Below are 25,894 nucleotides of genomic sequence, written 5' to 3' on the forward strand. Positions count from 1 at the left end.
ACTCACTCGGCCTGCTCGGCCTCGTCCATCACCCGGTAGATCCGCTGTTCCGACACCGGGTACGGGGTACCCAACGCCTGAGCGAACACGTTGACCCGCAGCTCCTCGATCATCCAGCGGATCCGCCGGGCGGCTTCGGTGTTGTGCCGGGCCGGCGGCAACCCGTCGAGCATCTGCTGGTACTCCCGGCGTACCGTGTCGATCCTGGCCTGCTGGTCGCGGTCCCGGCGCGGATTCTGCGGCAGCTTTTCCAACCGGCGTTCGATCGCGGTCAGATAGCGCGGCAGGTCCGCCAGCCGGGCGTACCCGGTGGCGGTCACGAACCCCGGATAGACCAGGGCGGCGAGCTGCTCGCGGACGTCGGTGAGCGCGGCCACCAGCGCGAAATCGGTGGTACGGCCGAGCCGTTGCTGCACCGCGTACGCCGCCGCCAGCACCTGGCGTACCCGGGAAACGATCTCGACCGTGACGTCGACCAGCCCGGCGCGGACCTGCTCGCGTAGCGCGACGAAGCCTTCGGCGTCCCAGGCCGGCCCGCCCGCCTGCGTCATCAGCAGGTCCGCCGCCGCCCCGGCGCAGTCGTCCAGCAGCTCGACGACGTTGCGGTACGGGTTGCGGCTCAATGCCAGCTTGTCCTGGTTGGACAACCGGCCGGAGACGAACTTCGCCGGCGACGGCAGGGTGAGCAGCAGCAGCCGCCGGGTGCCGGCCCACATCGACCGGTCCCGCACGGCGGCGCTGTCGAACACCCGGACCGCGACGCTGGCACCCTCGTCGACCAGACCCGGGTACGCGGTGATCCGGTAGCCGACCCGGTCCTGCTCGACACTGCGCGGCAGCGTGCCGATGGTCCACTCGCGCAGCCCGCGCCGCTCCACGTCCGGCGCGGCGGCCGCCACCACCTTGCGTACCTCGGTGGTCAGCTCGCGGCGCAGCGTGGCCAGGTCCTTCCCCTCGGCCAGCGGCTTGTCGTTCTCGTCGACCACCCGGAAGGTGACCCGCAGGTGCGGCGGCACCTTTGTCAGGTCCCAGGCGTCGTGCGGCACCACGACGCCGGTCAGCCGCCGCAGTTCCCGGCCGAGCGCGTCCAGCAGCGGCTCGGCGCCGGGCTTGATGGCGGCCAGCACCGCGCGGGCGAAGTCGGGCACCGGCACGAAGTTGCGGCGCAGCTGCTTCGGTAGCGACCGGATCAGGGCCACCACCAGCTCCTCCCGCAACCCGGGCACGTGCCAGTCGAAACTGTCGTCCGGCACCTGGTTGAGCATCGCCAACGGCACGTCGACGGTCACCCCGTCGGTCCCGGTACCGGGCTCGAAGCGGTACGTCAGCGGCAGCGCCACCCCGTCGGAGTGCCACTCGTCCGGGAAGTCCGCCGGGTCGATGCGGCCCTTGCCCTGGTTGACCAGCATGTCCCGGTCGAAGGTGAGCAGGTCGGGCCGGTCCCGGCGGGCCTTCTTCCACCAACTGTCGAAGTGCCGGCCGGAGACCACTTCGGCCGGAAGCCGTTGGTCGTAGAACTCGAACAGGGTCTCGTCGTCGACCACGATGTCCCGGCGGCGGACCCGTTCCTCCAGCTCGCCGACCTCGTCGAGCAACGCCCGGTTGTCGTGGAAGAACCGGTGCGGGGTGTGCCAGTCGCCCTCGACGAGGGCGTGCCGGATGAACAGCTCCCGGCTCAGCGCCGGATCGACCCGGCCGAAGGTCACCTTACGTCCGGCGACCAGCGGTACGCCGTACAGAGTGACCTTCTCATAGGCCATCACCGCCGCCTGCTTCTTCTCCCAGTGCGGCTCGCTGTACGAGCGTTTCACCAGGTGACCGGCGAGCGCCTCGACCCACCCGGGTTCGATCCTGGCGACCGTACGGGCCCACAGCCGGGACGTCTCGACCAGCTCGGCGGCCATCACCCAACGGGGCGGTCGGCGGGCCAGCGCCGAGCCGGGGAAGACCGCGAACTTGGCTCCCCGGGCACCCAGGTACTCCGGCTTGGCCGGATCCTTCACCCCGACGTGCGACAGCAGGCCGGCCAGCAGCGACTGGTGTACGGCGGTCGGCGCGGCCGGCTCACCGCCCCGGTCGACCGGTACGTTCATCCCGCGCAGCACCTGCCGGATCTGGCTGTGGATGTCCTGCCACTCGCGGACCCGCAGGTAGTTGAGGAACTCGGCGCGGCACATCCGCCGGAACGCGCTGCCGGAGCGTTCCCGCTGCTGCTCCCGCAGGTAGCGCCACAGGTTCAGCAGCGCGACGAAGTCGGACTCGGGATCGGCGAACCGGGCGTGTGCCTGGTCGGCCTGGGGTTTCTGCTCCGCCGGCCGCTCCCGGGGGTCCTGGATGGACAGCGCGGCGGCGATCACCGCGACCTCGTCGACGCAGCCGTTGCCCTCGGCCGCGAGCACCATCCGGCCCAGCCGGGGATCCACCGGCAGCTGCGCCAGCCGTCGGCCCACCTGGGTCAACCGGGGCGGCAGGCCCGGCGACGGTGGCTCGATCGCGCCCAGCTCGTGCAGCAGCGCGACGCCATCGGTGATCTGTCGGCGATCCGGCGGCTCGACGAACGGGAACGCGGCGATGTCGCCCAGCCCGATCGACGTCATCTGCAGGATCACCGAGGCCAGGTTGGTCCGCAGGATTTCCGGATCGGTGAACTCCGGTCTCGACTCGAAGTCGGCCTCGTCGTACAGCCGGATGCAGATGCCGTCGGAGGTGCGCCCGCAGCGGCCCTTTCGCTGGTTGGCCGACGCCTGCGACACCGGTTCGATCGGCAGCCGCTGCACCTTGAGCCGGTTGCTGTAGCGGGAGATCCGCGCCGTACCCGGGTCGATCACGTATTTGATGCCCGGCACGGTCAGCGACGTCTCGGCGACATTCGTCGCCAGCACCACCCGCCGGCCCGGATGCGGCTGGAAGATCCGGTGTTGTTCGGCGGCGGACAACCGGGCGTACAGCGGCAGGATCTCCGTATCGCGCAGCCGGGGCCGGTTGGCGACCAGCTTGCCCAGCGCGTCGGCGGCGTCGCGGATCTCCCGCTCGCCGCTGAGGAAGACCAGGATGTCACCGGGGCCTTCGCCGGCCAGCTCCTCGACCGCCGCGCCGATCCCGTCGACCTGGTCGAGCGTCACGGTGCCCGGGGTGGCGTCGGGGTCGTCCGGGTCGACGGTCTCGCGCAGCAGCGGCCGGTAGCGGACCTCCACCGGATAGGTACGCCCGGACACCTCGACCACCGGCACCGGTGGCCGGCCCGGCTCGCTGAAATGGTCGGCGAAGCGCTGCGGGTCGATCGTCGCCGAGGTGATGACCACTTTCAGGTCGGGGCGGCGGGGCAGCAGTTGCTTGAGGTAGCCGAGGATGAAGTCGATGTTCAGGCTGCGCTCGTGGGCCTCGTCGATGATCAACGTGTCGTACTGGCGCAGCATCTTGTCGTGCTGCAGCTCGGCCAGCAGGATCCCGTCGGTCATCAACTTCACCAGGGTCTGGCCGCCGACCTGATCGTTGAACCGGACCTTGTAGCCGACCACGTCGCCCAGCGTGGTGCCGAGCTCGTCGGCGATCCGGTCGGCGACGGTACGGGCGGCCAGCCGACGCGGCTGGGTGTGCCCGATCAGCCCGCGCACCCCACGACCCAGCTCCAGGCAGATCTTCGGGATCTGGGTGGTCTTGCCCGAGCCGGTCTCGCCGGCCACGATCACCACCTGGTGGTCGCGGATCGCCGCTGCGATGTCCCTGGCGCGTTCGCTGACCGGCAGCCCGGCGGGGTAGCTGACCTGCGGCACCGCGTCCCGCCGCCGCTGCACCGCCTGCCGGGCCGACGCTACCGCGCTGGCGATCTCGTCGATTGCCGACTGCCGGGCCTGCGGATCCCGGACCTTGCGCACTCCGTCGAGGCGTCGCCGCAGCCGCCGCTCGTCACGAAGCGTCAGCTCGGGGAGGAGTTTCAGCAGTTCAGGGGCGGAGCGCGCGGCGGAGGGCGGGTTCATGGCGTTGCCCACGATACCCGCCGCCCCTCGCCCGGTCGCCTGGGTTTCCGGCCACCCGTCCCTGGCTCAGGCCACCGCGTCGAGCAGGCGCTCCAAGGTGGTACGGGTCGGCAGGTGCGTCAGCAGGTGGCGGACGCCGCGGTCGGCGTACCGCCGATCCTCGGTCGTCTCCGCCGCCAACGCCGCCTCGACCTGCTCGTACACGTAGTTGACCAGACCGGTCGCCGCGCCCCGGAAATCGGCCAGGCACCGTGTCGGCACGCCACCGGCCCGCCGACGGTAGCCGTCGACCAGCGCCCGCGCACCGACGGCGTCGACCCGACCGTGCGGGGCGACCGCCCAGTCCAGCAGTGCGTTCGCTAGCTCCCATGCCGGCGGCTGGCCACCGGAGTGCTCCCAGCCGACGACGACGAGGCGACCGTCGGGGGCGAGCCGGGTCTGCGCCGGCCCGAGCGTGTTGTGGGTCAGCACCGGATCCGGCACCGGCACGTCGCGGCCGACCGCCGCCAGGTCCTCCAGGGCCGGCACCGCCGCCGCCAGCTGCCCGGCCCAGGGTGCCTGCCGGGCGGTCGCGGTGGCCGCCAGCCCGGCCCAACTGGCCGGACCGAGCCGTCTGGCGTGCCACGGGCTGACCCGGTCGACCGGCAACGCCAGGCCGTGCAGCGTGGCGAGTACGTCGCCGACCGCACCGGCGACCGCCGCACTCACCGGGGCCGCGAGCGGCGGCCCGGCCGGCAGCTGGTGGTACGCCCGCCACCGGTGACCACCTACGGACTCGACGACCTCGCCGTCGCGGCTGCGTACCGGGGTCGGCAGCAGCACACCGGCCGCTGCGGCGGCCAGCTGCAGGGCGACGTCGGTGTCGGCGTCGACGATCGGCAGCCAGGTGTCCATCGTACGGATGGTGAAGCGGCCCCGGTCGGTGGTGATCGACCAGCGGCGACCGATGTCGTCCGGGCGGGCCAGCGAGCGCATCGGGCCGGCGACGCTGCCCAGGTCGAAGCGGTCCGCGACCGCCCGGGCAAGCGACGGGTCGGCGGTGTCGGCCTGCCCGTGCATCCGGTCGACCTCGGCCTTGAGCTCCGGCCAGGTATGGAAGCCGTACTGACCGGCCAGCGCCGCCTGCGCGTCGGCCAGGGTCGCGGTCGGATCGACGTCACGCAGCCCGGCCAGCAGTTCCTTGGCCTGTTGCCGCAGGTGATCCAGGTGCGGATTGTCGGGGAGCGTCTTCACGGGAAACCTCGCTCTGCGCCCGGACTCGCACGGGCGGATTCAGAGCTCCGGCGTCCGTCGCTCGAACCTCGGACCTGGGGTGGCTTCGAGCCTTCCGGCGAGTCTCGGCGCGATCCCCGACGCGCTGCCGGTGAGCTTAACCGGCCACGGCGCTGCCGTCGACTGCCCCGCGCGCTGTCCGTCGCTTTCTGCCCGCCGCTCCCCGCTTCCCGCCCCCGCCGCTTCCCCGCCCGGCCGCTCCGCGATGTGAGGCTGAGATACGTTATCTGGCGCGGAATAGGTATCTCAGCCTCACATCGATGCGCCAGGATCCCGTGCGGATCGATGCGCCAGGATCCCGTGCGGACGTCGGGAATGGCCCGGGGTGCTCCGTCGCCCGCCCATTCGGTGGTGCCTCCCGGGCAGGGAACGCGGCCGGTCGGCCGCGCTGGACCGGCCGTCGTGGCGGACCCTCCCGGACGGGGGCTGGGGAGAGGACCGTCATGGGACCGGTCGCGGCGAGCGGGGGAGCGGAGCACCCCGGGTGTCTACGGGGGCTGGTCACTCGTCGTTGACGTCGTCACCCTGGTCGTTGCCTGCGTTGTCGTGCGGATAGCCGGCCGGCATCAGGCCGGAGAGGTGCAGCACCGCCCGGACCCGTCGCGCCGAGCTCGGGTCCCACCGGTCCAGGATGGCGAGGGCGCGCAGCGACGGCCGGCACGGCGCGACCACCCCGCCGCACCGGTGGCACTCGCCGGTGGTCCGGTTCGGGATATGCGTACGAGCCGTCTCGTTCGCCTGCCGGATCGCCGCTTCCAGCGCGGCGGAGCGTGGCTGAGCGCCGTTGAGCTGGAACGGCCAGTCGCGGTCCGGGTCGATCTGCCCAGGGGTTCGCTTCGGCAGCGGAGGCCGGTTCGGTGTCAAGTCGACATTGCGTGGCGTACCGATCGAGGTGTACCGGGCGAGCCGGGGCGTCCCGCCGATTCCATCGTTCCTGGGCACTGTTCCCCCTACGTGGAGAGTGCGATTCGGGTGCCCCGGAGGGAACGCTTGCCGGTCATTCCCTCCGGGTCTGACTTCCACCCTGGACTATCCGTGTCCTGGCCAGGAAGATGTGTGGCGGTAATAGGGTCACTACTTCATCGTCGTGGGGGAACAGATGGCGAATGTGAATGAGTTTCGGCATATCCTGCGGTTGCGGCGGACCGAGAAAGGGTTGTCGCAGGACGCGCTCGGCTCACAGGTGCACGTGACCGGTTCGCAGATCGGCCACTACGAGACGGGGCGCTCACTGCCGCCCGACGACCTGGCGGTCAACCTGGACCGGGCGCTCGGCACCGGCGACGAGCTGCGCCGGCTGGCCGAGCAGGCGCGCGGCGAGGCGGTCGCTCCGTGGATGCGTCCGTGGAAGCTGAACGAGTCCCGGGCGGTGCAGCTGCGTTGGTTCGAGCACTCGCTCATCCCGGGGCTGCTGCAGACCGAGGCGTACGCCCGGGAGGTCATCTCCGCCGGCACGCACACCGAGGTGCAGATCGAGGAGATGACCCGGGAGCGGCTGGAGCGGCAGACGGCGGCGCTGGAGCGGGCACACCCGCACCCGGTGCCGCTGACCGCGATCATCGGCGAGGCGGCGCTGCGGGTCGGTCCGTCGGCGCTGATGAAGGACCAGCTGGAGCATCTGGTCGACATCGGCCACCGGCAGACCGTGCACGTGCGCGTCCTGCCGTTCTCCGCCGGGCTGCATCCGGGCCTGACCGGGGCGTTCGTGTTGGCGACCCTGCCGGACGGCGGAACGGCGGCGTACATTGAAGACCAAGTCGCGGGGCGGGTCTGCGAGACCGCCGACAAGCTCCGCCACCTGGTGCTCGCCTGGGAGATGATCTGCGCGCGGGCACTGCCCTGTAACCAGTCCCGTGACCTGATCCTGAGAGTGATCGATGAGCATGAGCGAGCCGGTGTGGCGCACGTCCACCCGTAGCGGCAGCAACGGCGGTGCCTGTGTCGAGGTCGCCGACAACCTGCCCGGCCGGGTGCTGGTCCGGGACAGCAAGGACCGTGCCGGCGGGACGTTGACCTTCGCCCCGTCGGCCTGGTCCCGCTTTGTCGCCTCGACCAAGCATGCCATTTAACTGATCTTGGCGGTGGTCGTGGCAGCGCGAGCCTGCGTCGAGTGGCCACGGTCGAGGGCACCCACATGGTTGTCTCCGGGCCGGTTTGACGACAATGACGGTTCCCTCGACTGCGCGGATCAACGTTCCGAAGGCCGGGGCTGATCCGGTCGGCCCGAAAGGTCGTGACCTTGGGCCTGGCTGGCCGGGATCCCACCGGGAAAGGGTGGACGTGGGCGGGTCCGGGCGACCGGTCCGGACCGCGCCGCCACAGGAGGCGGAACCCATGTCCGAGCAGCGGTACGCGGGTAAGGTCGCGCTGGTCACCGGCGCCGGCGCCGGCTCCGGCATCGGTCGGGCGGTGGCGCTGCGGCTGGCCGCAGAGGGAGCGACGGTGGTCGGCTGCGACGTCGACACCGATGGGCTGGACGGCACCGGCAAGCTGCTTGCCGCCGCCGGACACGCCGCCGACCTGGTCACCGCCGATGTGACCGTGCAGGCCGACATCGACGAACTGGTCACCCGGCTGCCCGGCGGGCGATCGTCAACATCGCCTCGATCGGTGGGCTGACCGGTTCGGTCGCCGGGTCCGCGTACGTGGCGTCGAAGCACGGCCTGATCGGACTGACCCGTTCGACGGCGTTCCTGTACGGCGCGGACGGCATCCGGACCAACGCTGTCTGCCCCGGCGGGGTGGAGACGAACATCGGCCGCAGCGCCCAACCGAAGGTCGAATGGGCGTACGAGCGACTGTCGAAGTCCTTCGCCGGTCACGTGACCCGGACCGCCGCACCGGACGAGGTCGCGACCCTGGTCGCCTGGCTCGGCAGCGACGAGGCGGTCAACGTCAACGGCGCCGTCATCACCTCGGATGGCGGCTGGACCAGCTGACCCGCCACCCGGAGAGGCAGCGCCCCACCGGACGGTTTCGCCGCAGCCGCCGGACGCGCTGCCGGGCCAGTGGGGCGCGGATGTCCGCCAGGTCAGCCGGACCCGCGCAACCGCTGGTACGCCCGGTCCAGCTCGGTCCGGGCGGGTGCGCCGCCGGACACCGGCTGCCAGAAGTCGGGGTCCGGCGGCGCTGTCACGTCGACCCGCTTGCCGGCTGTGGTGTCGAAGCCGAGTCGCCAGGCGTGCAGATGGGTGCGTACCCCGTTGGCAGCGGCGGCCCGGTCGAACAGCGGGTCACCGACGATCGGGTGGCCGATCCAGGCCAGGTGCACCCGGATCTGATGCCGGCGGCCGGTCAGCGGCGCGACGGCGAGCAGCCGGTGCGTGGCGTCGGCTGCCGCCGTACCGGATCCGGTGGTGCCCCCGTCGGACCCGGCGGTGACGGCGGTGATCCGGCTCTGCGACGGATAGGTCTTGACGTGGTCGAACTCGGCCCCGGCGGCGAGCGACCAGCGCGCGGCGGCGGCGTCGAAGCCGATGTCGGCGCGGTTACCGGCGACCCGGACCCGGTTCTTGCGGCCCACGCTCAGCGGCAGGTCGACGACGCCGACGTCGGGCAGCGGCGCGCGAGCGGCATCGGCATCGGTGGCGGCGGCCGACACCACGGCCAGATAGACCTTCTCCACGGTACGGCGGTTGAACTGCCGGGTCAGGTCGCCGTGGTGGCGCAGCTGTTTGGCGAACAGGATCGCCCCGGAGGTGTTCTTGTCGATGCGGTGCACCGGGAAGACCGGCTCACCGGCCTCCTCGGCGAGGCGGGCCAGGTCGGTGCCGTGCCGTTCGCCCATCACCGACACACCGGAAGGCTTGTTCAACACCAGGGCGGTGTCGTCCTCGAACAGGACGGCACCGGCGCGAAGTTCGGTCCACAGGTTCACCGGTGGCCGAGGATACGCCGCACGTGGCGGCGTACCCCCGGCGCACCCTGCGCTCGCATCGAGAGGCGATGCGCCGGACGGCTCAGCCGGCGGTGGACCAGATGGCGGTGAAGGCGGCGGCCTCACCGGCCAGCCAGCGCTCCACCTGGTCGGGGCGGGAGGTGACGTCCGGACGCCGGAAGGTGGTGCCGCGCCGTAGGTCGACCAGGACCGGCTCGGCGTGCGGCAGCACCTGGTCCATGTGCCGGGCCATCAGGTGCAGGGTCGCGGTGTACGCGTCGGGGCTGGGTGGCTGATCGTCGAAGTGGATCCGGACCGCTTCGGCGTGCCCGTCGGCGTACCGCAGGCCGAAGTGGGGGTTGACCTTGACGGGAAGGTTGCCGACCATGCCGAGTGCGTCGTGGGTCTGCGCCAGCTCCACCTGGCTCAGGTCTCCCAGCGACTCCAGGTAGCGCTGGGCACCCGGGACGAGGGTGGCGTACAGCGGCTGCCAGCGCTGGGCGACCTGACCGACCACGGCGGCCAGGTGGCTGCCGCCGGTGCGGAACCGGATGTCGGCCTTGAGCGCCTTGACCAGCTGCCCGTGTGGGTTGAACCCGGAGCGGCTGACCCGCTGCCGGCGCAGCCCGCCGACGAAGGTTGCCTTCGCCGGCCCGGACTGCCCGACATAGCGGGTGAAACCGAGCAGAGTCGCGTACGGGACCGGGGCGGGGTTGGTCGGTGCTGCGGTGGGGGTCGAAGCGGTGGCAGGAGGGGGTGCGATCACGGCGTTCCTTCCCAGGTCAGGAGCCGGATTAGTACACCCATTCTAATCGAGAAGTGACGCTGCGCCCAGTGTTTGATCACGCTGCGCCGCGTTTGTGGGTTGTCGGTTGGCCTCGGTGCGGCACCGTGTGGGGTGGTGCTGGTTGACATGGCTGGCTAATGCCGTTAGCTTTAGGGCTATCAAATTTAGCTGTCAGCCTGGAGGTTGCGATGACCGCGTACCTGTCCCTCGACGGCGGGCGCATCGCCTACGAGGTCACCGGCGACGGCCCACTCGTGGTCCTCGCGCCCGGCATGGGCGAGAGCCGCACGGCGTACCGGTTCGTCGTCGCGCAGCTGGTCGCGGCCGGCTACCGGGTCGCCGCCACCGACCTGCGGGGCACCGGCGAGTCCAGCATCGGCTGGCCGGCGTACTCCCGTACCGACATCGCCGGTGACCTGGTCGCGCTGATCCGGCACCTGGGCGGTCCGGCCGTGCTGGTCGGGCACTCGATCTCCGGCGGGGCGGCCACCATCGCCGCCGCCACCGCACCCGAGCTGATCACCGCCGTGGTCGAGCTCGCGCCGTTCACCCGCAAACAGTCGATCAGCCTCGGTGACCTGCGCGTTAAGCGGTACCGACAGGGCATGAGCCGGCTGCTGGGCGCCGGCGTGTTCGGAAGCGTCAGGCAGTGGCTGCGCTACCTCGACGTCGCCTTCCCCGGGCAGCGGCCGGCCGACTGGGCCGAGCAGCTGGCTAGGACCGAGGCACGCCTGCGCGAGCCCGGCCGGATGAAGGTGCTGCAGAAGATGGGCCAGTCCAGCCCGGCCGACGCCGGTGCGCAGCTCGGCAACGTCCGCTGCCGGGTACTGATCATCGAAGGGACGATCGACCCGGACTGGGCCGACCCGCGTGCCGAGGGCGAGGCGATCGTCGCGGCGCTGCCTGCCGGCCTGGGTACGGTGGCGATGATCGACGGAGCCGGCCACTACCCGCACACCCAGTTCCCCGACGAGGTGGTCGCGCTGATGCTCCCGTTCCTGGCCGAGACGGCCGGTGCCGAGGGCCGGCCCTGACGGGTCTTCACCAGCCAGTGCCGGATGACAGTATCGACAGATGGACAGCTCAGCGACCAGGGGCAACATCCGTACCGTCGCCGGTCTCGCCGGTGTCGCGCTGGCGCTGGCTGTGGTCGTCAGCCTGGTGCCGCGCGACGAGCCGGGGCCGGCTGAGTCGTGGCGGCCACCCGCCGGTCACGTCGTCGTCGACACCGTCGACCTCGGTGACGACCGCACGATGCGGCTCTGGGTGCAACCGGGCAGCTGGTACGTGCAGCGCCTGGTCGACGGCGAGCACGAGGCATTCATCGGCGCCGGGAGCGGGGGTCATCAGTTCACCGTCGCCGAGGTGTTCGAGGCGTACGTGGGGACGGTTCCCCTGCCGGACGCGCGTGCGGTCCTGGTGCGGTCGTCGGGAGGTGCGGCCGTCCGCGTCGGGGTCCACAACGGGGTGTTCATCGTCGCGGATTCAGTGGCAACGCCGGACGATAGGGGGTTGCTGGTGACCCCACTGGGCCCGGCCGACGCCGTTCTTGCCGCCGAGGCGTCCGTCCCGATCGCCGGGCGGGCCCGGTGAGGTCACCGCCATGATCACTTGACGTGCTGCAGGGCAGCTACCGGCGTGTCGGCCGAATTTCGCGCAAGTGATCACTCAGCTCTGGTCGCGGGCCGGGATAGCGACGCTGACCGTCAGAGCTGACCGACGGCGGTGACGTGCAGCACCGCGCTGCCCGCCTCGTCCGAGGCGGCGAGGTCGACCTCCGCGCTGATTCCCCAGTCGTGGTCCTCGGCCGGGTCGGCGAAGATCTGCCGGACCAGCCAACGCTCCCGCTCCTGCGTGATCAGCAGCAGCGCCGGTCCACGGGCGTCCGGTCCGGTGCCGATCTCGTCGTACTCGTCGAAGTAGGGCTCCAGCGCGTCGGCCCAGGCGTCGGCGTCCCAGCCGGAGTCGGCGTCCAGCTCGCCGAGCTCGTCGTAGCGGCGCAACGCGGCCAGCTCCACCCGGCGGAACAGCGCGTTGCGGACCAGCACCCGGAAGGCCCGGGGGTTGCCGGTGACCGCCGGCGGCCGGTCGTCGGCAACCACTGCGGCCTCGGGGTCGTCGGTCGGGTTGCGCAGCCGCTCCCACTCGTCGATCAGACTGGAGTCGACCTGGCGGACCAGCTCACCCAGCCACTCGATGAGGTCGACCAGCTCCTCGGTCTTGGCGTCGTCGGGCACCGTCTGGCGCAGGGCCCGGTACGCGTCGGCCAGGTACCGCAGCACCAGACCTTCCGACCGGGACAGCCCGTAGAAGTTGACGTACTCGACGAAGGTCATCGCCCGCTCGTACAGGTCGCGGACCACCGACTTGGGCGCCAGCTCGTAGTCGGCCACCCACGGATGCCCCTGCCGGTACGTCTCGTACGCCATCTCCAGCAGCTCGGCCAGCGGCTTCGGGTGGGTGACCTCGTCGAGCAGTTCCAGGCGGGCCTCGTACTCGATGCCGTCGGCCTTCATCTGCGCGACCGCCTCGCCGCGGGCCTTGTGCTGCTGCGCGGAGAGGATCTGCCGGGGGTCGTCCAACGTCGCCTCGATGATCGACAGCACGTCGAGCGGGTACGTCGGCGACTCCACGTCGAGCAGTTCGATCGCGGCCAGCGCGAACGGCGACAGCGGCTGGTTGAGCGCGAAGTCGAGTTGCAGGTCCACGGTGAGTCGGACCCGCCGGCCCTCGGCGTCCGGCTCGGGTAGCTGCTCGACCACCCCGCCGGCGCGCAGCGCCCGGTAGATGGCGATCGCCCGGCGGATGTGCCGGCGCTGCGCCGCCCGGTCCTCGTGGTTGTCGGTGAGCAGATGCCGCATCGCGGTGAACGCGTCGCCGGGCCGGCTGATCACGTTGAGCAGCATCGCGTGGCTGACCCGGAAGCTGGAGGTCAACGGCTCCGGCTCGGCCTCGACCAGCCGCTCAAAGGTCGGTTTCCCCCAGCCGATCGACCCCTCCGGCGGCTTCTTACGGACCACCTTGCGCCGCTTCTTCGGGTCGTCACCGGCCTTGGCGAGCGCCTTTTCGTTCTCGATGACGTGCTCCGGGGCCTGCACCACCACGGTGCCGAGGGTGTCAAACCCGGCCCGCCCGGCCCGCCCGGCGATCTGGTGGAATTCGCGGGCCTTGAGTAGTCGGGTGCGTACCCCGTCGTACTTGGACAGGCCGGTGAACAGCACCGTGCGGATCGGCACGTTGATCCCGACGCCGAGGGTGTCGGTGCCGCAGATGACCTTGAGTAGCCCGGCCTGGGCGAGGGTCTCCACCAGTCGGCGGTACTTGGGCAGCATGCCGGCGTGGTGCACCCCGATGCCGTGGCGGACCAGCCGGGACAGGGTGCGTCCGAAGCCGGAGGAGAACCGGAAGTTGCCGATCGCCGCGGCGATCGCGTCCTTCTCCGCCCGGGTGCACACGTTGATGCTCATCAGCGCCTGGGCCCGCTCCAGCGCCGCCGCCTGGGTGAAGTGGACCACGTACACCGGGGCCTGGTGGGTACTGAGCAGCTCTTCCAGGGTCTCGTGCAGCGGTGTCGTCGCGTAGGTGAACATCAGCGGCACCGGCCGCTGCGCCGAGGAGACCACGGCGGTGGCCCGCCCGGTCCGCCGGGTCAGGTCGTCGACGAACCGGGTCACGTCACCGAGCGTCGCCGACATCAGCACGAACTGGGCCTGCGGCAGCTCGATCAGCGGCACCTGCCACGCCCAGCCCCGGTCCGGCTCGGCGTAGAAGTGAAACTCGTCCATCACCACCTGGCCGACGTCGGCGGCGGAACCGTCGCGCAACGCCAGGTTGGCCAGGATCTCGGCGGTGCAGCAGATGATCGGCGCGTCGGCGTTGACGCTGGCGTCACCGGTGAGCATCCCCACCTCGGACGCGCCGAAGATCTCGCAGAGCGCGAAGAACTTCTCCGACACCAGCGCCTTGATCGGCGCGGTGTAGAAGGTGACCCGGTCGTCGGCCAGGGCCGCGAAGTGCGCGCCGGTGGCGACCAGGCTCTTGCCCGAGCCGGTCGGGGTGTTCAGGATGACGTTCGCCCCGGAGACGATCTCGATCAGCGCCTCGTCCTGGTGCGGGTACAGCTCCAGGCCACGGCCGGCCGCCCAGCCGGCGAACGCCTCGTAGACGGCGTCCGGGTCCGCGCCGCGCGGCAGCAGGTCGGTCAGAGTCGGGGCGGTCTGCGTCATCAGATGCCTTCCGTGGATACTCCGGCGTTGCGGCCGGGGAGGAAACGGACTCCTGTGGAGCATGGCAGGGAAGTCGATTCGCCGCCGGGGCGGATCGACGTCCACTACCCGCACACCGGGACATCCGGCATGCGAACAAGTGTGCTAACGCGGTGTTGCCTTTCCGGTGACAACCAAGCCGGTCGGGCCTACCGCCGGGCTGGTGGGAAGTAACGTCTGTGGAGACTGTGTAAGACCGATGGGCGGTACCCCGTCCCTCGCCGTTGATTCGGGTCGGCTGTGGTCGGCGAAGCAGAAAACTCGATCCGTGAGGGTTGAATCTCCCTGCCTCAGCAGGGGGAAATGTCAAGTCTGTCCATCCTGCCTGCCGCCGCCGTCCGCCGCCAACATGGGTACGCCCGTCAGCCGTCGGGCGTACCCATGACGCGTTCGAAGACCAGGTCCAGCGCAGGTCGGCCGGCGCGGACCCCGCGCCGTTCAAACTTTGTCTCCGGCCGGTACGCCGGCCGGGGCGCGTACCCGTCGTGCAGGTTGCGCAGCTGCGGGTCGGCGGTCAGGGTGGCCAGCATCGCCTCGGCGTACGGCGCCCAGTCGGTGGCGCAGTGCAGCCGCCCACCGGGCCGCAGCCGGGAGCGCAGCAGCGCCACATGCTCGGGTCGGACCAGTCGCCGCTTGTGGTGGCGGGCCTTCGGCCACGGGTCGGGGAAGAACGCGTGCACCGCGTCCAGGCTGCGTTCGGGCAGGCAGCGGCGGGCCAGGTCGAGGGCGTCGCCGGTGGCAACCCGGACGTTGGTCAGCGCGTGCTGTTCGATCAGCGCCAGCAGGTTCGCGATGCCCGGGGTGTGCACCTCGACGGCCAGGTAGTCGCGGTCGCGGTCGGCCGCCGCCATCGTCGCGGTGGCGTCGCCCATGCCGAAACCGATGTCGAGCACCACCGGTGCCGTCCGGCCGAACAACGCCGCCGGGTCCAGCGGCGCCGGCAGCTCGGCGACCACGGTCCGGTACGCGTCGGACAGCCGGTCGAGCGCGTCGTGGTGTCGGCTGCTGAGCCGTCCCCGGCGCGGGTGGTAGGTGCGGATGCTCACGTGGCGACAGCCTATCTCCGACACCGAGCGTGTCCGGGGTGTCATCCAGGGCTGCGTGGTGAGAGGATCCCGGCAGCGTCGCGGAGAGGATGGTGACCGATGTCCGTACGCCGTTCACTGGCCACCGTGGGGCTGGGCGTGACTCTCGCGGTCATCGGCGGGCTGCTCGGCGCGGCCCCGGCCCGGGCCGCCGACGTGTTCGTCGATCTCAATCCGAGCACGGTGGAGTCCGGTTACCTGGTGGGCATCCGGGCCAGCTGTACCGACAACACCGCGCCGGCCACCGTCGAGTCCGACGCGTTCGGCAGCGTCGAGGTGCGTCCGCAGTTCGAGGAGCTCACCGCGGCGGTGACCGTGCCGGCCGAGACCGAGGCGGGCAGCTACCGGGTGCGGTTGACCTGCCCGGACGACCGGTCGGCGGCCACCACGCTGTACGTGCTGGATCCGACCCGGCCCAGTCGTGGCCCGGCCACCGGCTTCGGTGGCACCGCCGGTGACGACGGTGCCGGCGGCCTGCTGACCGGGGTAGGTGTGGTCGCGCTGGCCGCCGGTGCGGTGCTCGGCGTACTGACCCTGCGTCGGCGCCGGTCGGCCTGACCGGGCGCGCGGCAGGGGAGGGGACGGGCCGTGGCGAAGGGCGGTGGCCGGGGCTGGACCGGGCCGGCCGCGATCGTGCTGGTGCTGGTCGGGCTCTTCGCGATCGGTTCCGGCGGCGACGGCAACTGGCGGGACATCCTGGCCGGCGGCAACAATCCGCCGCCCCGGGAGTTCCCGGTGCTGGAGCCGAGCCGGCCGATCCGCATCGCCGTCCCGTCGCTCGACATCCGCGCCCCGGTGCACTCGGTCGGGCTCGCCGACGACGGGTCGATCGCCGTACCGGCGCTGCACCGGCACAACCAGGCCGGCTGGTACGACGGGGGGCCGACGCCCGGTCAGTTCGGGCCGGCGATCATCGTCGGGCATGCCGACACCCGGGACGGGCCGTCGGTCTTCCATGATCTGGCCGGCATCGAGCCGGGGGCGACCGTCGAGGTGACCCGGCGGGACCGGGTGGTGGCCGTCTTCGAGGTCAACTCGGTCGATTACTTCGGCAAGGACGAGTTGCCGATCGAGCAGGTGTACGGCGACTACGCTCGGCCCGGCCTGCGGCTGATCACCTGCGGTGGCGAGTGGTTGGGTGACGGCATCGGGTACGCGGACAACATCGTGGTGTTCGCCTCCCTGGTGCAGACCAGGGACAGTTGAGGCGTCAGCCGGGCCTGTGACAGCTGCCTGCGGGTCGGCCGGTGAACCGTTGCCGGACGGACGCCGTACCTCTGGTCGTGCCCGCTGCGGTCCCACTCCGGGGCGGGCGTGCGGACGGGCCTCCACCACCGCCGGCCGCCCCGGAGTGTCCCGCCATCCGGAAGGCGGAAAGATAGCCAGCACATCCAGCAGCACCGAGGAGGATTCATGAGCCAGACGGCGCAGATCGGGGTCACCGGTCTGGGGGTGATGGGCCGTAACCTGGCCCGTAACCTCGCGCGGCACGGCCATGTGGTGGCGGTCCACAACCGGTCGGTCGGCCGGACCAAGGAGATGATGGCCGAGTTCGGCCACGAGGGCACCTTCCTGCCGGCGGAGAGCCCCGCCGATTTCGTGGCCTCGTTGGAACGGCCCCGCCGTGTGGTGATCATGGTCAACGCGGGGGCCGCCACCGACGCGGTGATCAACGAGTTCGCGCCCCTGCTGGAGCCGGACGACATGATCATCGATGGCGGCAACGCCCACTTCCTGGACACCCGCCGGCGGGAGGCGGAGCTGCGCGAACGCGGCCTGCACTTCGTCGGCACCGGCGTCTCCGGTGGCGAGGAGGGCGCCCTGCACGGGCCGAGCATCATGCCCGGCGGTTCGGTCGAGTCGTACGCCGCGCTCGGTCCGCTGCTGGAGGACATCTCGGCCAAGGTCGACGGCACGCCGTGCTGCGTGCGGATCGGCCCGGACGGCGCCGGCCACTTCGTCAAGATGGTCCACAACGGCATCGAGTACGCCGACATGCAGCTCATCGGTGAGGCGTACGACCTGCTGCGCCGCGCCGGTGGGCTCACCCCGGTGCAGATCGCCGACGTGTTCCGCAGCTGGAACTCCGGTCGGCTCTCCTCGTACCTGATCGAGATCACCGCCGAGGTGCTCGGCCACAACGATGCCGTCACCGGCAAGCCGTTCGTCGACGTCGTGCTGGACCAGGCCGGCCAGAAGGGCACCGGCCGGTGGACCGTGCAGGGTGCCCTCGACCTCGGGGTGCCGGTGAGCGGCATCTCCGAGGCGGTCTTCGCCCGGTCGCTGTCCGGCCACGCCGACATCCGGGCCGCCGCCGCCGACCTGCCGGGCCCGGTGGAGAGCTGGGCCGGTTCGGCCGACGAGCTGATCGCCGACGTCGAGCAGGCGCTGTACGCGTCGAAGATTGTCGCGTACGCGCAGGGCTTCCACCAGATCCAGGCGGGCAGCGCCGAGTACGACTGGGACATCGACCTCGGCGCGGTGGCCCGGATCTGGCGCGGCGGCTGCATCATCCGGGCCGCGTTCCTGGACAAGATCCGGGCGGCCTACGCCACAGCGCCGCAGCTACCGACGCTGCTGACCGACGGGTACTTCGCCGAGGCGCTGGCCGGTGCCCAGCAGGGCTGGCGCCGGGTGGTGGCGACCGCCGCGCAGATCGGGGTGCCGGCTCCCGGGTTCGCCTCCGCGCTGGCCTACTACGACGGGCTGCGCGCGCCCCGGCTGCCGGCCGCCCTGATCCAGGGGCAGCGGGACTTCTTCGGCGCGCACACCTACCGCCGGGTCGACGCCGAGGGCAGCTTCCACGTGCTGTGGGCCGACGACCGCAGCCAGGTCGAGTCTCGCTGACCCGACCCGGCCGACTGACCCGGTCCGGCCGTACGGTCGCCGTGGCTGGCGTACCCCGTCAGCCACGGCGATCGGCAGCGGTGGCTCAGGCCAGGTCGACGACGACCGGGGCGTGGTCGGACGGGGTCGGGCCCTTGCGGGCGTCGCGGTCCACGTAGGCCGCCCGGACCCGCCGGTTGACGGTGCCGCTGGCGTAGACAAGGTCGATCCGCATGCCCATGTTCTTCGGAAACATCCCGGCCCGGTAGTCCCAGTAGGTGTACGGGTGCGGGCCCTTCATCGGTTGTGGCACCACGTCGACCAGGCCGAGGGCGAGCAGGTCGGCCAGCGCGGCCCGTTCGGCCGGGGTGACGTGGGTGGATCCGGCGAACACCGTCGGGTCCCACACGTCCACGTCGGTGGGCGCGACGTTGAAGTCGCCGCAGACCAGCAGATCGGTGGCGGCCTCCGCAGCGAGCGCGCGGCGCAGCCCGGCCAGCCAGTCCAGCTTGTACGTGTAGTGCGCCGAGTCGGGGCTGCGCCCGTTCGGCACGTACACCGACCAGACCCGGACCCCGGCGCAGGTCGCCGCGACGGATCTGGCCTCCGGCAGCGGAAAGCCGGGCTCGGCGTCGAACCCGGTCCGTACGTCGTCGAGCCCGACCCGGGACAGCACCGCGACGCCGTTCCAGCGACCGTCACCGTGCGCCGCGACCTCGTAGTCGAGGTCACCGACCTCGGCGGCCGGAAACGCGGCCGCCGAGCACTTGGTCTCCTGAAGACACACGACGTCCGGGGCGGTGTCGGCCAGCCAGCCGAGTAGCCGGTTAAGCCGGGCCTTGACCGAGTTGACGTTCCAGGTGGCGATCCGCACCCGGCCAGCGTGCCACAACACCGGCCGGTTTCGCCGGACCGGGCAGGTCACCCGGGGGAGGGCCGCCTCTGAGCCGGTCAGCCGGGCAGGTCACCGGGCCGGGTCTGCTCGGCGAGGAAGCGCTCCAGCTCCGCGCCCAGCTCGTCGGCGGTCGGCAGCGGCCCGCTGGACTCGGCGAGCAGGTTGGTGCCGGACCGACCCCGGGTAAAGCTGTCGTACTGCTCCTCCAGCGCACTGACCAGGGAGCCGGCCTCTTCGGTCTGGGCGACCTGCCGGTCGATGTCCTCCCGGACCGCCTCGGCGGCGCTGTGCAGCTGCTCGGTGGGCAGCAGCAGACCAGTGGTCCGCGAGACGGAGTTGAGCAGTAGCTCGGCGGCGGCCGGGTACTCGGCCTGGGCCACGTAGTGCGGGACGTGCACGGCGAAGCCCACCGCGTCGTGGCCCTGCTGACCGAGGCGGTACTCCAGCAGGTGCCCGGCGCTGCCCGGCACCTGGACCCGCTGCAGCCAGGGTTCGTAGCCGCTGATCAGCTCGCGGCGGCTGGCGTGCGCGGTGACCCCGGTCGGCCGGGTGTGCGGCACCGCCATCGGGATGGCGTTCAGCCCGATCGTGGTGCCGACGTTGAACTGGCGGTTCACCGCGATCGCCGCAGCGGTGAACCGTTCCCACTGCAGGTCAGGCTCGGGGCCACCGAGCAGCAGGAACGGCGTGCCGGCGTCGTCACGCATCAGGTGGACTTCGAGCCGGGGCTCCTCGTAGTTCTCCCAGTGGTCCTCGACGAAGAGCATCACCGGCCGGCGGGACCGGTAGTCGAGCAGCTGGTCGATGTCGAAGGTGGCCACGACCTCGTGCTCGAGGGAGGCGAGCAGGTGCTCACGGGCGAGTCGGGTCGCGTTGCCGGCGTCGACGAAACCCGTCATCGCCTGGATCAGCACCGGCTGACCGAGCTCGGGCACCTCGTCGACGACGTCGTAGAGCTCGTGTGGGTCGAGCACCGGGCGCAACCTCCTCAGAACGGTACGGCGGGTACGGCATCTCCAATTGCGGCAACGCTAGTCCCATGCCGGCGCATTCCGCTTTCCGGGTCAACAATTACTGATCGGCTCCTGCCTGTCCGGGGGATGCCGCATCCGGCGGGACGGGTGATGCCCGCCGGCCGGACGGGGGAGTGGTGGGGTGGTGGCGGGAGGTAGTCGGTTAACAGGCGATAAATGCTGTAGTAAACAGTGAAGAGCGAAATTTCGTTTACCGGTGGTTTGCCCTGTGTGTTCAGTCGTGCCGATGCTGCTGAGGGGTCGTCCGATTACCCGACGAGAGATTGTGGCGCCCATCACAAAATCACCCTAGGTGATCGGGTTTCGGCCTGCCTAGCCTCGTCGAATGCCTGATGACGACACCACAAGGAGCGAGGACGCCACCCTGAGTCGCGATGACCGTTCGGCTGATGTCCCCTCGGACACCATGCCGACCGGTGCGACCCGGGCCATCGCCCGGTGGGAGCGCCTTCGCAACCGGCTGCCCGCCCTGTCGTATCCACACTCCGTCCGGCCAACCTCCCAATCGTTCGGAGCCACCCTGCGTAACCGTCCCGGTGCCCGGACGGCGCTGGCCGCCGCCGTCGTCTGCGCCCTCGGCGTGGTCGCGGCGGTCGAATCGACCGCTGCGGCGCCGGAGGCGACCGGGCCGGCTCCGGCCGCCGCCGAGGCCGACCTGCAGCGCCGGGCCGCCGCGGCCGACGGTGCCTCCCGGGCCCAGCGACCCGAGCCCGGCGACGGGGAACCGGCGGCTGCCGCGGCAGTCCAGGCCGCTGAGACCACCGAACCACCGGCCGACCCGGACGTCGCCGCGGTGGAGCCCACCGAGACCGCCGAGCCCGCCCCGGAGCCGACCTCGACCACCGTCGCCCCGGTCGCCGGGCTGTCCCAGGTGCAGATGGACAACGCCACGGCCATCGTCGACGCCGGCCTGGCGTTGCAGTTGCCGCGCCGGGCCATGGTGATCGCGGTGGCCACCGCGATGCAGGAGTCGACCCTGCTCAACCGGGCCAGCGAGGTGCTGCCGGAGTCCAAGAACTACCCGCACCAGGGCACCGGCTGGGACCATGACTCGGTCGGGCTGTTCCAGCAGCGCACCAGCACCGGCTGGGGTGCGGTGGCCGACCTGATGAACCCGACCTATTCGGCGACCCAGTTCTATCTCGCCCTGCAACGGGTGGCCGGCTGGGAACAGCTGCCGTTGACCGTCGCCGCCCAGGCGGTGCAGGTCTCGGCGTACCCGGGGCACTACGCCCAGCACGAGGCCGCTGCCGACGCCGTGGTCACCGCGGTGCTCGCGGCCCGCTGAGCACCGCCTGTCCCGTTCCGCCCGTCCCACGGACCGACCGGAACACCGGTCAAGCCCTTCGACCGCGTACGCCGCCAGCGGCCCTTGGTCACCCGGCCAGGCCGCTGGCGGCGTACGCCACCTCGGCCAGCAGGTTCTGTCCGTCGGTGTCCGGGTGGAAGTAGTCCAGCCGGTTCAGTTGGTCCACGGTGAACTGGGTGTCGTGTACCGCTCCGTCGTCGAACCGGCACCGGTCGCCGTACGCCCGGCAGGCCCCGGCCAGCTCGCGGTTGTACGCCGCGACCCGGTCGCGTACCGCCGCCCGGCGCTGTGTCGCGGCCTCGTCGGTCGCTGTGGCGTCGGCCAGCAGCGACGGACACACGCCACGGTCCCAGGCCCGCACCACCCGCTCCTCGCCGTGCCCGATCTCCCACAGCCGGTACAGGTCGGGGATGCTCAACACCAGGACCTTCGCCCGCGGCAGCCCGTCGCCCAGCACCCGTAGGGCTCGGTCGACGTCGTCACGGAACGCCGCCGCCGAGGTCATGTCCTGCGGCGTCGCCCGGCACGCGTCGTTCGCGCCGATCAGCACCGTCACGTACTGGGCCGAGACGTCCACCGCCGACGCGGCCTGGTCGGCCAGCGCCGCCGCCCGGGCCCCCGGCACCGAGAAGTCGTGCTCCTGCCCCTCCATAGCGGGATTGATCTCGGCGATCCGCTGGTACAGGCTCTCCACCCGGAAACCGTCGCCGGTGGACCACGAGTTGCGCCGGCAACTGGTCAGTACGATGCAGGAGCCGTACCCGGCGGTGATCGAGTCGCCGAGCGCCGCCATCGACGACGGCAGGTCGGTGCCAGGTGGCGGCGGTGCCGGCGTGCCCGGCCCGTCGCCGTCCTCGCCGGCTTCGCAGGCCAGCGCCACGAGGGCGCAGACAGCGGCGGCGCCGGCCACCCAACGTCGGTGCATCCGGACCTCCAGCGAGACGCAAAGCGACGGAAGGGTAACTATATGCGTCGGCGTGGATCTGGCGACACCCACCGGCCCCGGTCGGTTGACAGCTCCGCCAGAAAATCGGGCAGGGACCGCCGGGGCACCCACCCCTGGCCGTACGCCCGACCCAGCTCCAGCACCGTGCCGTACGCCAACTGCTCCACCGCGTACCTCGTCAGCCGGCCGGTACCCGGCACCCCCAGCCGGGCCGCGCCGCCGGCCAGCGCCGCCGCGCCCAGCGCCACTGGTACCGGCACCCGCAGCGGCCGCGCCGGCCGCCCGGCCGCCGCCAGCACCCCGGTGACCACGGCGTCGCGTGAGTACGGCGTCGCATCCGCCACGTTGTACGGTCCAGGTGGCCAGCACAGCGCCGCCAGGCAGGCGTCGGCCAGGTTCTCCACCGCCGTCAGGCTCATCGCCACGTCCGGACCGGGCAGCGGCACCCGACCCCGCCGGACCGCGGCCAGCAGCCGGGGCAGCAGGTGCGGGTCGCCGGCCCCGTAGACCGCCCGGGGCCGTAACACCACCGCGCCGGCCGCCAGCGCCAGCCGCTCACCGGCGGCCTTGGTCCGCCCGTACCCGGTGCGTTGGCCGTCGGTCGGGTGATCCTCCCGGATCGCGACGCCGTGCCGACCCGGCCGGTAGACGCTGGCGCTGCTCACCCAGACCACCGGCCGGTCGGCCGCCGCCCGCAGCAGGCGGGCCGTGCCCGCCACGTTCACCGCGTGGTACGCGGCCTGCGCCGCCGCGTCGGCCGGTGGATCCCCGACCGCCGCCGCCAGATGTACGACGGCGTCGATGCCCCGCAGTTCCGGCACCTCCCGGGCGGCGTCCCACGGCACGTGCCGGCCCACCGGGCCGGGTCGGCGGCCCACCGCCACCACCGCCGCGCCGGCCGTGGCGGCGGCCCGCGCCACCGCCGACCCGCAGAAGCCGCTGGCCCCGGTCACCGCGACCCGCAGCCCGGTCAACCGGGTGTTCACCGGGTCGCCCGGATCGTCAGCCGGGCCCAGCCCGGCAGCGCCGACCGCCGGTCCACCCGCGCCCCGGTCACCACCGGCCGGTACGGTGCCAGCGCGGCGAGCACGTCGTCGAGCTGGGCGTGGGCCAGCCGGGCACCGGGGCAGTGGTGCGGGCCGGTGCCGAACACCAGATGCCCGACCGCCGCCGGCACCGGCGCGGCCGGATCCGGGTGCGGCGCACCGGCCCGGGCCGCGTGCCGGGCGACCAGCAGCAGCCGGTCGCCGGCCCGGAGCGGCCGGGTGTCAGCCAGTTCGGCGGCACCGGCCACCACCCGGGGCAGCACCGGGCTCGGCGCGGTCACCCGCAACAGCTCCGACACCAGCGCCGCCCGAGAATCGGCACGGTCCGCCGCCGGCCACAGCCGGTCGTCAGCGCACCAGGCGACCGCCCGGGGGATCGCCGCCACCGTCGTGTTGATCGAGGCGACGGCCAGCATGCCGCCCCGGGCCGCCTCGTCCGCCGGCCCGCCGAGCAGCCGGGTCAGCTCGGCGGCGGCCGACGCGGTGGCGGCGCGATCCCGGCGGGCCCGGCCCGGCCAGCGCAGCCCGGGCAGATGCCCCCGGGCGGCGAGCGCCGCAGCGGACCGGGCCGCATCGGTCAACGCGTGCGCCGGCACCGACACGTCCAGCATCGCGGCGGTGCTCGCCCCGGACAGCTCGACCACCAGGTCGACGACATCCACCTCGGCCCCGTCGCCCAGCGGTGCCAGCCGCCGCCGCAGTACCTCCAACCAGACCGGCCGCAGCCGGGCGACCCCGTCGGCGCCGAACACCGACGCGGCACCCCGGCGGGTCTGTCGGTGCCCGGCGCCGTCCTGGTCGAACAGGAACCCGTCGCCGCCGGTGGCCCGGCGCGCCGCCCCGGCGGTGGTCCGCTCGGCCGAGCGGTCCACCGGGACCCGACGCAGCGCGTCGGCGAACGGCGCCGCGTCGTGCACCAGCACGATGCGGCCGATCCGGCGCACCGGCGCGCGTCGGGTCGCCGCCAACAGAGCGAACAGCACCGGATGGCTGCCCAGGTAGACCCGCCGGTCCCGGCGGCGGCCCCGCCGAGCCGGGCGCGGTTCACCCATCGCGGGCCACCCTTGTCGCCGCCCGCCGGTCCGGCTTTCGGGACCGCCCGGCCAGCGGGACCCGGGCGAACACCACCCGGTCCGGCCGGGCCGACCCCATCCGGTCCAGCACCGGCCGCAGCGCGGCCCGCAGCCGGGCCCGGTCGGCACCCGGCTCCGGCTGCACCACTGCTACCAGCTGCTCGTCACCGTCGTCGGCGGGCACGCCGACCAGCACCGCCAGCGCCACCCCGGGTACGTGCAGAGCCGGCTCGTACAGCCCCGGGTAGATGTTCTCCGCCGCCCGCAGCACCATGTCCTTGCACCGGCCGGCGAGCACCAGCCGGTCGTCGTCGAGCCGGCCGACGTCGCCGGTGGCCACCTCGGCCATCGGCGGTTCGCCGAGGTACCGGTCCGCCTGCCCCGCACCGGACAGCCACACCTGCCCGGTGTCGTCGACCCGGGCGGCCACCCCCGGAAGCGGCCGGCCCACCAGGTCCCCGTCGGCGGCGTACCCGCGCTTGTCGGCCTCCTCCACGGCGGCGGCCGGGAACAGTTCGGTCAACGCGTACACCCCGTACGCCCGGTCCGCGCCCGCCCGGCGGACCCGGCCCAGCAGGGCGGCGCTGACCGGGGCCGAGCCGCTGAACACCTGCCCGGTCAGCCGGGGCGAGTGGTCGAGCACCGCGCGCAGCTGCGGCGGTGTCAGGTACGTCGCCTGCGGCCGCAGCCGGGTCAGCTGCCGGGCCAGCAGCGCCGGCGACCGGGCCGGCAACGCCACCGGCGCGCCGGCCGCCAACGCCGGCAGCAGCACAAAGAACGTGCCGCCCAGCACCGGCGCGTCGGGCTGCGGGTCGACCAGTCCGGTCACCGCCCGCATACCGGCGGCCAGCCCTGCCCGGGTGTGCACCACCGCCCGGGGCCGGCTGGTCGTCCCCGAGGTGAAGACGATCACCGCGTCACCGTCGCCGTCGAACGGCGTCGGCAGCGGGCCGACGCCCGCCGGCAGCGTCGGCGCGCAGCCCGGCAACCGGCGGCCGACCGTACGGACCGGGGCGATCCGCGTCAGGTCCGGCAACGCCAGGTGCGCGCGGCGGGCGAGCGGGCCGGCCCAACCGGCCACCGCCTGCGCTGCCGCGTCGGCCAGCACCAACGCCGGCTCGGCCACGGTGAGCCGGGCGGTGAGCACATCCGGGCCGGCCGTCGGGTCCAGCACCGCCACCCGCACGCCCAGGTGGTACGCGGCCAGCAGCACCGCCAGCGACCGCAGCCCCGGTCGTACCGCCAGACCGAGGGTGTCCCCGGCGGTGAGCCCGTGCCGGGCGAGCGCGGCGGTGTACCGGTCGGTGAGATCGGTCAGGTCGCCGGTGGTGGCGCGGATCCGGGACCGGCCGGTCAGCGCCGTGGCGGTCAACACCGCCGGTCGGTGCGGGTCGGCGCGCAGCACCGTGGCGAGGCGGTCCAGCATCAGCGGCGGCCCTTCATCAGTCGTGGCCCTTCATCCGGTGGCGGGTCCGGCAACGGTGGCGGTCCTTCCCGGTCGG

The 25,894-nt window shown here is 72.4% G+C and carries 23 protein-coding genes; 10 read left to right on the forward strand and 13 right to left on the reverse strand.

The window, feature by feature from the left end; genetic code table 11:
• Positions 1–2 precede the first annotated feature (2 nt).
• The 3 genes from hrpA to ACFHWS_RS21455 all read right to left on the reverse strand — a co-directional run bounded on the left by hrpA (position 3) and on the right by ACFHWS_RS21455 (position 6,191).
• Positions 3–3,977: an ATP-dependent RNA helicase HrpA gene (hrpA, locus tag ACFHWS_RS21445; RefSeq protein ID WP_416568895.1), complete on the reverse strand. Its 3,975-nt coding sequence runs from the start codon at positions 3,975–3,977 to the stop codon at positions 3–5.
• Between the two features lie 66 nt (positions 3,978–4,043).
• The gene (locus ACFHWS_RS21450) at positions 4,044–5,210 is read right to left on the reverse strand and encodes a phosphotransferase (protein WP_416568896.1); all 1,167 of its coding nucleotides are present in this window, start codon (positions 5,208–5,210) and stop codon (positions 4,044–4,046) included.
• A gap of 540 nt (positions 5,211–5,750) precedes the next feature.
• Positions 5,751–6,191, reverse strand: coding sequence for a hypothetical protein (locus ACFHWS_RS21455; protein WP_416556716.1), 441 nt, complete (start codon positions 6,189–6,191; stop codon positions 5,751–5,753).
• Between the two features lie 157 nt (positions 6,192–6,348).
• Here ACFHWS_RS21455 and ACFHWS_RS21460 point away from each other — a divergent pair, with 157 nt between their 5' ends.
• The 4 genes from ACFHWS_RS21460 to ACFHWS_RS21475 all read left to right on the forward strand — a co-directional run bounded on the left by ACFHWS_RS21460 (position 6,349) and on the right by ACFHWS_RS21475 (position 8,188).
• Positions 6,349–7,167, forward strand: coding sequence for a helix-turn-helix domain-containing protein (locus ACFHWS_RS21460; RefSeq protein WP_416568897.1), 819 nt, complete (start codon positions 6,349–6,351; stop codon positions 7,165–7,167).
• Positions 7,127–7,318, forward strand: coding sequence for a DUF397 domain-containing protein (locus tag ACFHWS_RS21465; protein WP_416568898.1), 192 nt, complete (start codon positions 7,127–7,129; stop codon positions 7,316–7,318). Before ACFHWS_RS21460 ends, ACFHWS_RS21465 begins: the two co-directional genes overlap by 41 nt.
• Before the next feature lie 265 nt (positions 7,319–7,583).
• Positions 7,584–7,868: an SDR family NAD(P)-dependent oxidoreductase gene (locus ACFHWS_RS21470; protein WP_416568899.1), complete on the forward strand. Its 285-nt coding sequence runs from the start codon at positions 7,584–7,586 to the stop codon at positions 7,866–7,868.
• Entirely contained in the window at positions 7,865–8,188 is a 324-nt protein-coding gene (locus ACFHWS_RS21475) for an SDR family oxidoreductase (RefSeq protein ID WP_416568909.1), read from the forward strand. Before ACFHWS_RS21470 ends, ACFHWS_RS21475 begins: the two co-directional genes overlap by 4 nt.
• Positions 8,189–8,280: 92 nt before the next feature.
• Here the strand turns inward: ACFHWS_RS21475 and ACFHWS_RS21480 are convergent, their stop codons facing one another.
• The gene (locus ACFHWS_RS21480) at positions 8,281–9,126 is read right to left on the reverse strand and encodes an RluA family pseudouridine synthase (protein WP_416568900.1); all 846 of its coding nucleotides are present in this window, start codon (positions 9,124–9,126) and stop codon (positions 8,281–8,283) included.
• An 82-nt stretch (positions 9,127–9,208) separates the two neighbouring features.
• The gene (locus ACFHWS_RS21485) at positions 9,209–9,889 is read right to left on the reverse strand and encodes a hypothetical protein (RefSeq protein WP_416556746.1); all 681 of its coding nucleotides are present in this window, start codon (positions 9,887–9,889) and stop codon (positions 9,209–9,211) included.
• 212 nt (positions 9,890–10,101) lie between these two features.
• On the opposite strand from ACFHWS_RS21485, the gene ACFHWS_RS21490 reads away from it, so the two are divergent.
• Positions 10,102–10,947 (forward strand): alpha/beta fold hydrolase, encoded by an 846-nt coding sequence (locus ACFHWS_RS21490; protein WP_416556711.1) that lies wholly within the window; start codon positions 10,102–10,104, stop codon positions 10,945–10,947.
• A gap of 40 nt (positions 10,948–10,987) precedes the next feature.
• The gene (locus tag ACFHWS_RS21495; protein WP_416556710.1) at positions 10,988–11,506 is read left to right on the forward strand and encodes a hypothetical protein; all 519 of its coding nucleotides are present in this window, start codon (positions 10,988–10,990) and stop codon (positions 11,504–11,506) included.
• A gap of 113 nt (positions 11,507–11,619) precedes the next feature.
• Here ACFHWS_RS21495 and ACFHWS_RS21500 read toward each other — a convergent pair whose 3' ends face one another.
• A complete protein-coding gene (locus ACFHWS_RS21500; RefSeq protein WP_416556709.1) occupies positions 11,620–14,139 on the reverse strand; it encodes a DEAD/DEAH box helicase in 2,520 nt (839 codons plus the stop codon).
• Between the two features lie 401 nt (positions 14,140–14,540).
• Entirely contained in the window at positions 14,541–15,224 is a 684-nt protein-coding gene (trmB, locus tag ACFHWS_RS21505) for a tRNA (guanosine(46)-N7)-methyltransferase TrmB (RefSeq protein WP_416556708.1), read from the reverse strand.
• Between the two features lie 99 nt (positions 15,225–15,323).
• On the opposite strand from trmB, the gene ACFHWS_RS21510 reads away from it, so the two are divergent.
• The 3 genes from ACFHWS_RS21510 (at position 15,324) to gndA (ending at position 18,110) form a co-directional block, all read left to right on the forward strand.
• Positions 15,324–15,821, forward strand: a complete 498-nt coding sequence (locus ACFHWS_RS21510) for a hypothetical protein (protein WP_416556707.1) — start codon at positions 15,324–15,326, stop codon at positions 15,819–15,821.
• A 30-nt stretch (positions 15,822–15,851) separates the two neighbouring features.
• Positions 15,852–16,469 carry a class F sortase gene (locus tag ACFHWS_RS21515; protein WP_416556706.1) on the forward strand — a complete coding sequence of 206 codons (618 nt, stop codon included), beginning with the start codon at positions 15,852–15,854 and terminating at the stop codon, positions 16,467–16,469.
• A gap of 207 nt (positions 16,470–16,676) precedes the next feature.
• A complete protein-coding gene (gene gndA / locus ACFHWS_RS21520) occupies positions 16,677–18,110 on the forward strand; it encodes an NADP-dependent phosphogluconate dehydrogenase (protein WP_416556705.1) in 1,434 nt (477 codons plus the stop codon).
• Between the two features lie 85 nt (positions 18,111–18,195).
• On the opposite strand, the gene ACFHWS_RS21525 is transcribed toward gndA, so the two are convergent.
• Together ACFHWS_RS21525 and ACFHWS_RS21530 are read right to left on the reverse strand one after the other, a co-directional pair.
• Positions 18,196–18,963, reverse strand: coding sequence for an exodeoxyribonuclease III (locus ACFHWS_RS21525; protein ID WP_416556704.1), 768 nt, complete (start codon positions 18,961–18,963; stop codon positions 18,196–18,198).
• 77 nt (positions 18,964–19,040) lie between these two features.
• Positions 19,041–19,958 (reverse strand): proteasome assembly chaperone family protein, encoded by a 918-nt coding sequence (locus ACFHWS_RS21530; protein WP_416556703.1) that lies wholly within the window; start codon positions 19,956–19,958, stop codon positions 19,041–19,043.
• Positions 19,959–20,343: 385 nt separating this feature from the next.
• Between ACFHWS_RS21530 and ACFHWS_RS21535 the strand changes: the two genes are divergently transcribed.
• Complete coding sequence (locus ACFHWS_RS21535; protein ID WP_416568901.1) at positions 20,344–21,306, forward strand: hypothetical protein; 963 nt, start codon at positions 20,344–20,346, stop codon at positions 21,304–21,306.
• An 88-nt stretch (positions 21,307–21,394) separates the two neighbouring features.
• Here the strand turns inward: ACFHWS_RS21535 and ACFHWS_RS21540 are convergent, their stop codons facing one another.
• Genes ACFHWS_RS21540 through ACFHWS_RS21555 form a run of 4 tightly spaced genes read right to left on the reverse strand, consistent with a single transcriptional unit; the run spans position 21,395 to position 25,818 of the window.
• Entirely contained in the window at positions 21,395–22,252 is an 858-nt protein-coding gene (locus ACFHWS_RS21540) for a GDSL-type esterase/lipase family protein (RefSeq protein WP_416556701.1), read from the reverse strand.
• A gap of 38 nt (positions 22,253–22,290) precedes the next feature.
• Positions 22,291–23,259 carry an NAD-dependent epimerase/dehydratase family protein gene (locus ACFHWS_RS21545; protein WP_416556700.1) on the reverse strand — a complete coding sequence of 323 codons (969 nt, stop codon included), beginning with the start codon at positions 23,257–23,259 and terminating at the stop codon, positions 22,291–22,293.
• Entirely contained in the window at positions 23,256–24,371 is a 1,116-nt protein-coding gene (locus ACFHWS_RS21550) for a cytochrome P450 (RefSeq protein WP_416568902.1), read from the reverse strand. Before ACFHWS_RS21550 ends, ACFHWS_RS21545 begins: the two co-directional genes overlap by 4 nt.
• Entirely contained in the window at positions 24,364–25,818 is a 1,455-nt protein-coding gene (locus tag ACFHWS_RS21555) for a class I adenylate-forming enzyme family protein (RefSeq protein WP_416556698.1), read from the reverse strand. Before ACFHWS_RS21555 ends, ACFHWS_RS21550 begins: the two co-directional genes overlap by 8 nt.
• Positions 25,819–25,894 lie beyond the last annotated feature (76 nt).

This window comes from Micromonospora sp. LOL_013, assembly GCF_048060315.1.
Lineage (GTDB): Bacteria > Actinomycetota > Actinomycetes > Mycobacteriales > Micromonosporaceae > Micromonospora_E.

What these genes read in the sequence shown, in the direction of transcription:
- ACFHWS_RS21535 (WP_416568901.1), top strand. Translation starts at nt 20,344, where the DNA reads ATGCCTGATGACGACACCACAAGGAGCGAGGACGCCACCCTGAGTCGC.
- ACFHWS_RS21550 (WP_416568902.1), bottom strand. Translation starts at nt 24,371, where the DNA reads ATGGGTGAACCGCGCCCGGCTCGGCGGGGCCGCCGCCGGGACCGGCGG.
- ACFHWS_RS21495 (WP_416556710.1), top strand. Translation starts at nt 10,988, where the DNA reads ATGGACAGCTCAGCGACCAGGGGCAACATCCGTACCGTCGCCGGTCTC.
- ACFHWS_RS21540 (WP_416556701.1), bottom strand. Translation starts at nt 22,252, where the DNA reads ATGCACCGACGTTGGGTGGCCGGCGCCGCCGCTGTCTGCGCCCTCGTG.
- ACFHWS_RS21470 (WP_416568899.1), top strand. Translation starts at nt 7,584, where the DNA reads ATGTCCGAGCAGCGGTACGCGGGTAAGGTCGCGCTGGTCACCGGCGCC.
- hrpA (WP_416568895.1), bottom strand. Translation starts at nt 3,977, where the DNA reads ATGAACCCGCCCTCCGCCGCGCGCTCCGCCCCTGAACTGCTGAAACTC.
- ACFHWS_RS21490 (WP_416556711.1), top strand. Translation starts at nt 10,102, where the DNA reads ATGACCGCGTACCTGTCCCTCGACGGCGGGCGCATCGCCTACGAGGTC.
- ACFHWS_RS21500 (WP_416556709.1), bottom strand. Translation starts at nt 14,139, where the DNA reads ATGACGCAGACCGCCCCGACTCTGACCGACCTGCTGCCGCGCGGCGCG.
- ACFHWS_RS21460 (WP_416568897.1), top strand. Translation starts at nt 6,349, where the DNA reads ATGGCGAATGTGAATGAGTTTCGGCATATCCTGCGGTTGCGGCGGACC.
- ACFHWS_RS21510 (WP_416556707.1), top strand. Translation starts at nt 15,324, where the DNA reads ATGTCCGTACGCCGTTCACTGGCCACCGTGGGGCTGGGCGTGACTCTC.
- gndA (WP_416556705.1), top strand. Translation starts at nt 16,677, where the DNA reads ATGAGCCAGACGGCGCAGATCGGGGTCACCGGTCTGGGGGTGATGGGC.
- ACFHWS_RS21555 (WP_416556698.1), bottom strand. Translation starts at nt 25,818, where the DNA reads ATGCTGGACCGCCTCGCCACGGTGCTGCGCGCCGACCCGCACCGACCG.
- ACFHWS_RS21465 (WP_416568898.1), top strand. Translation starts at nt 7,127, where the DNA reads ATGAGCATGAGCGAGCCGGTGTGGCGCACGTCCACCCGTAGCGGCAGC.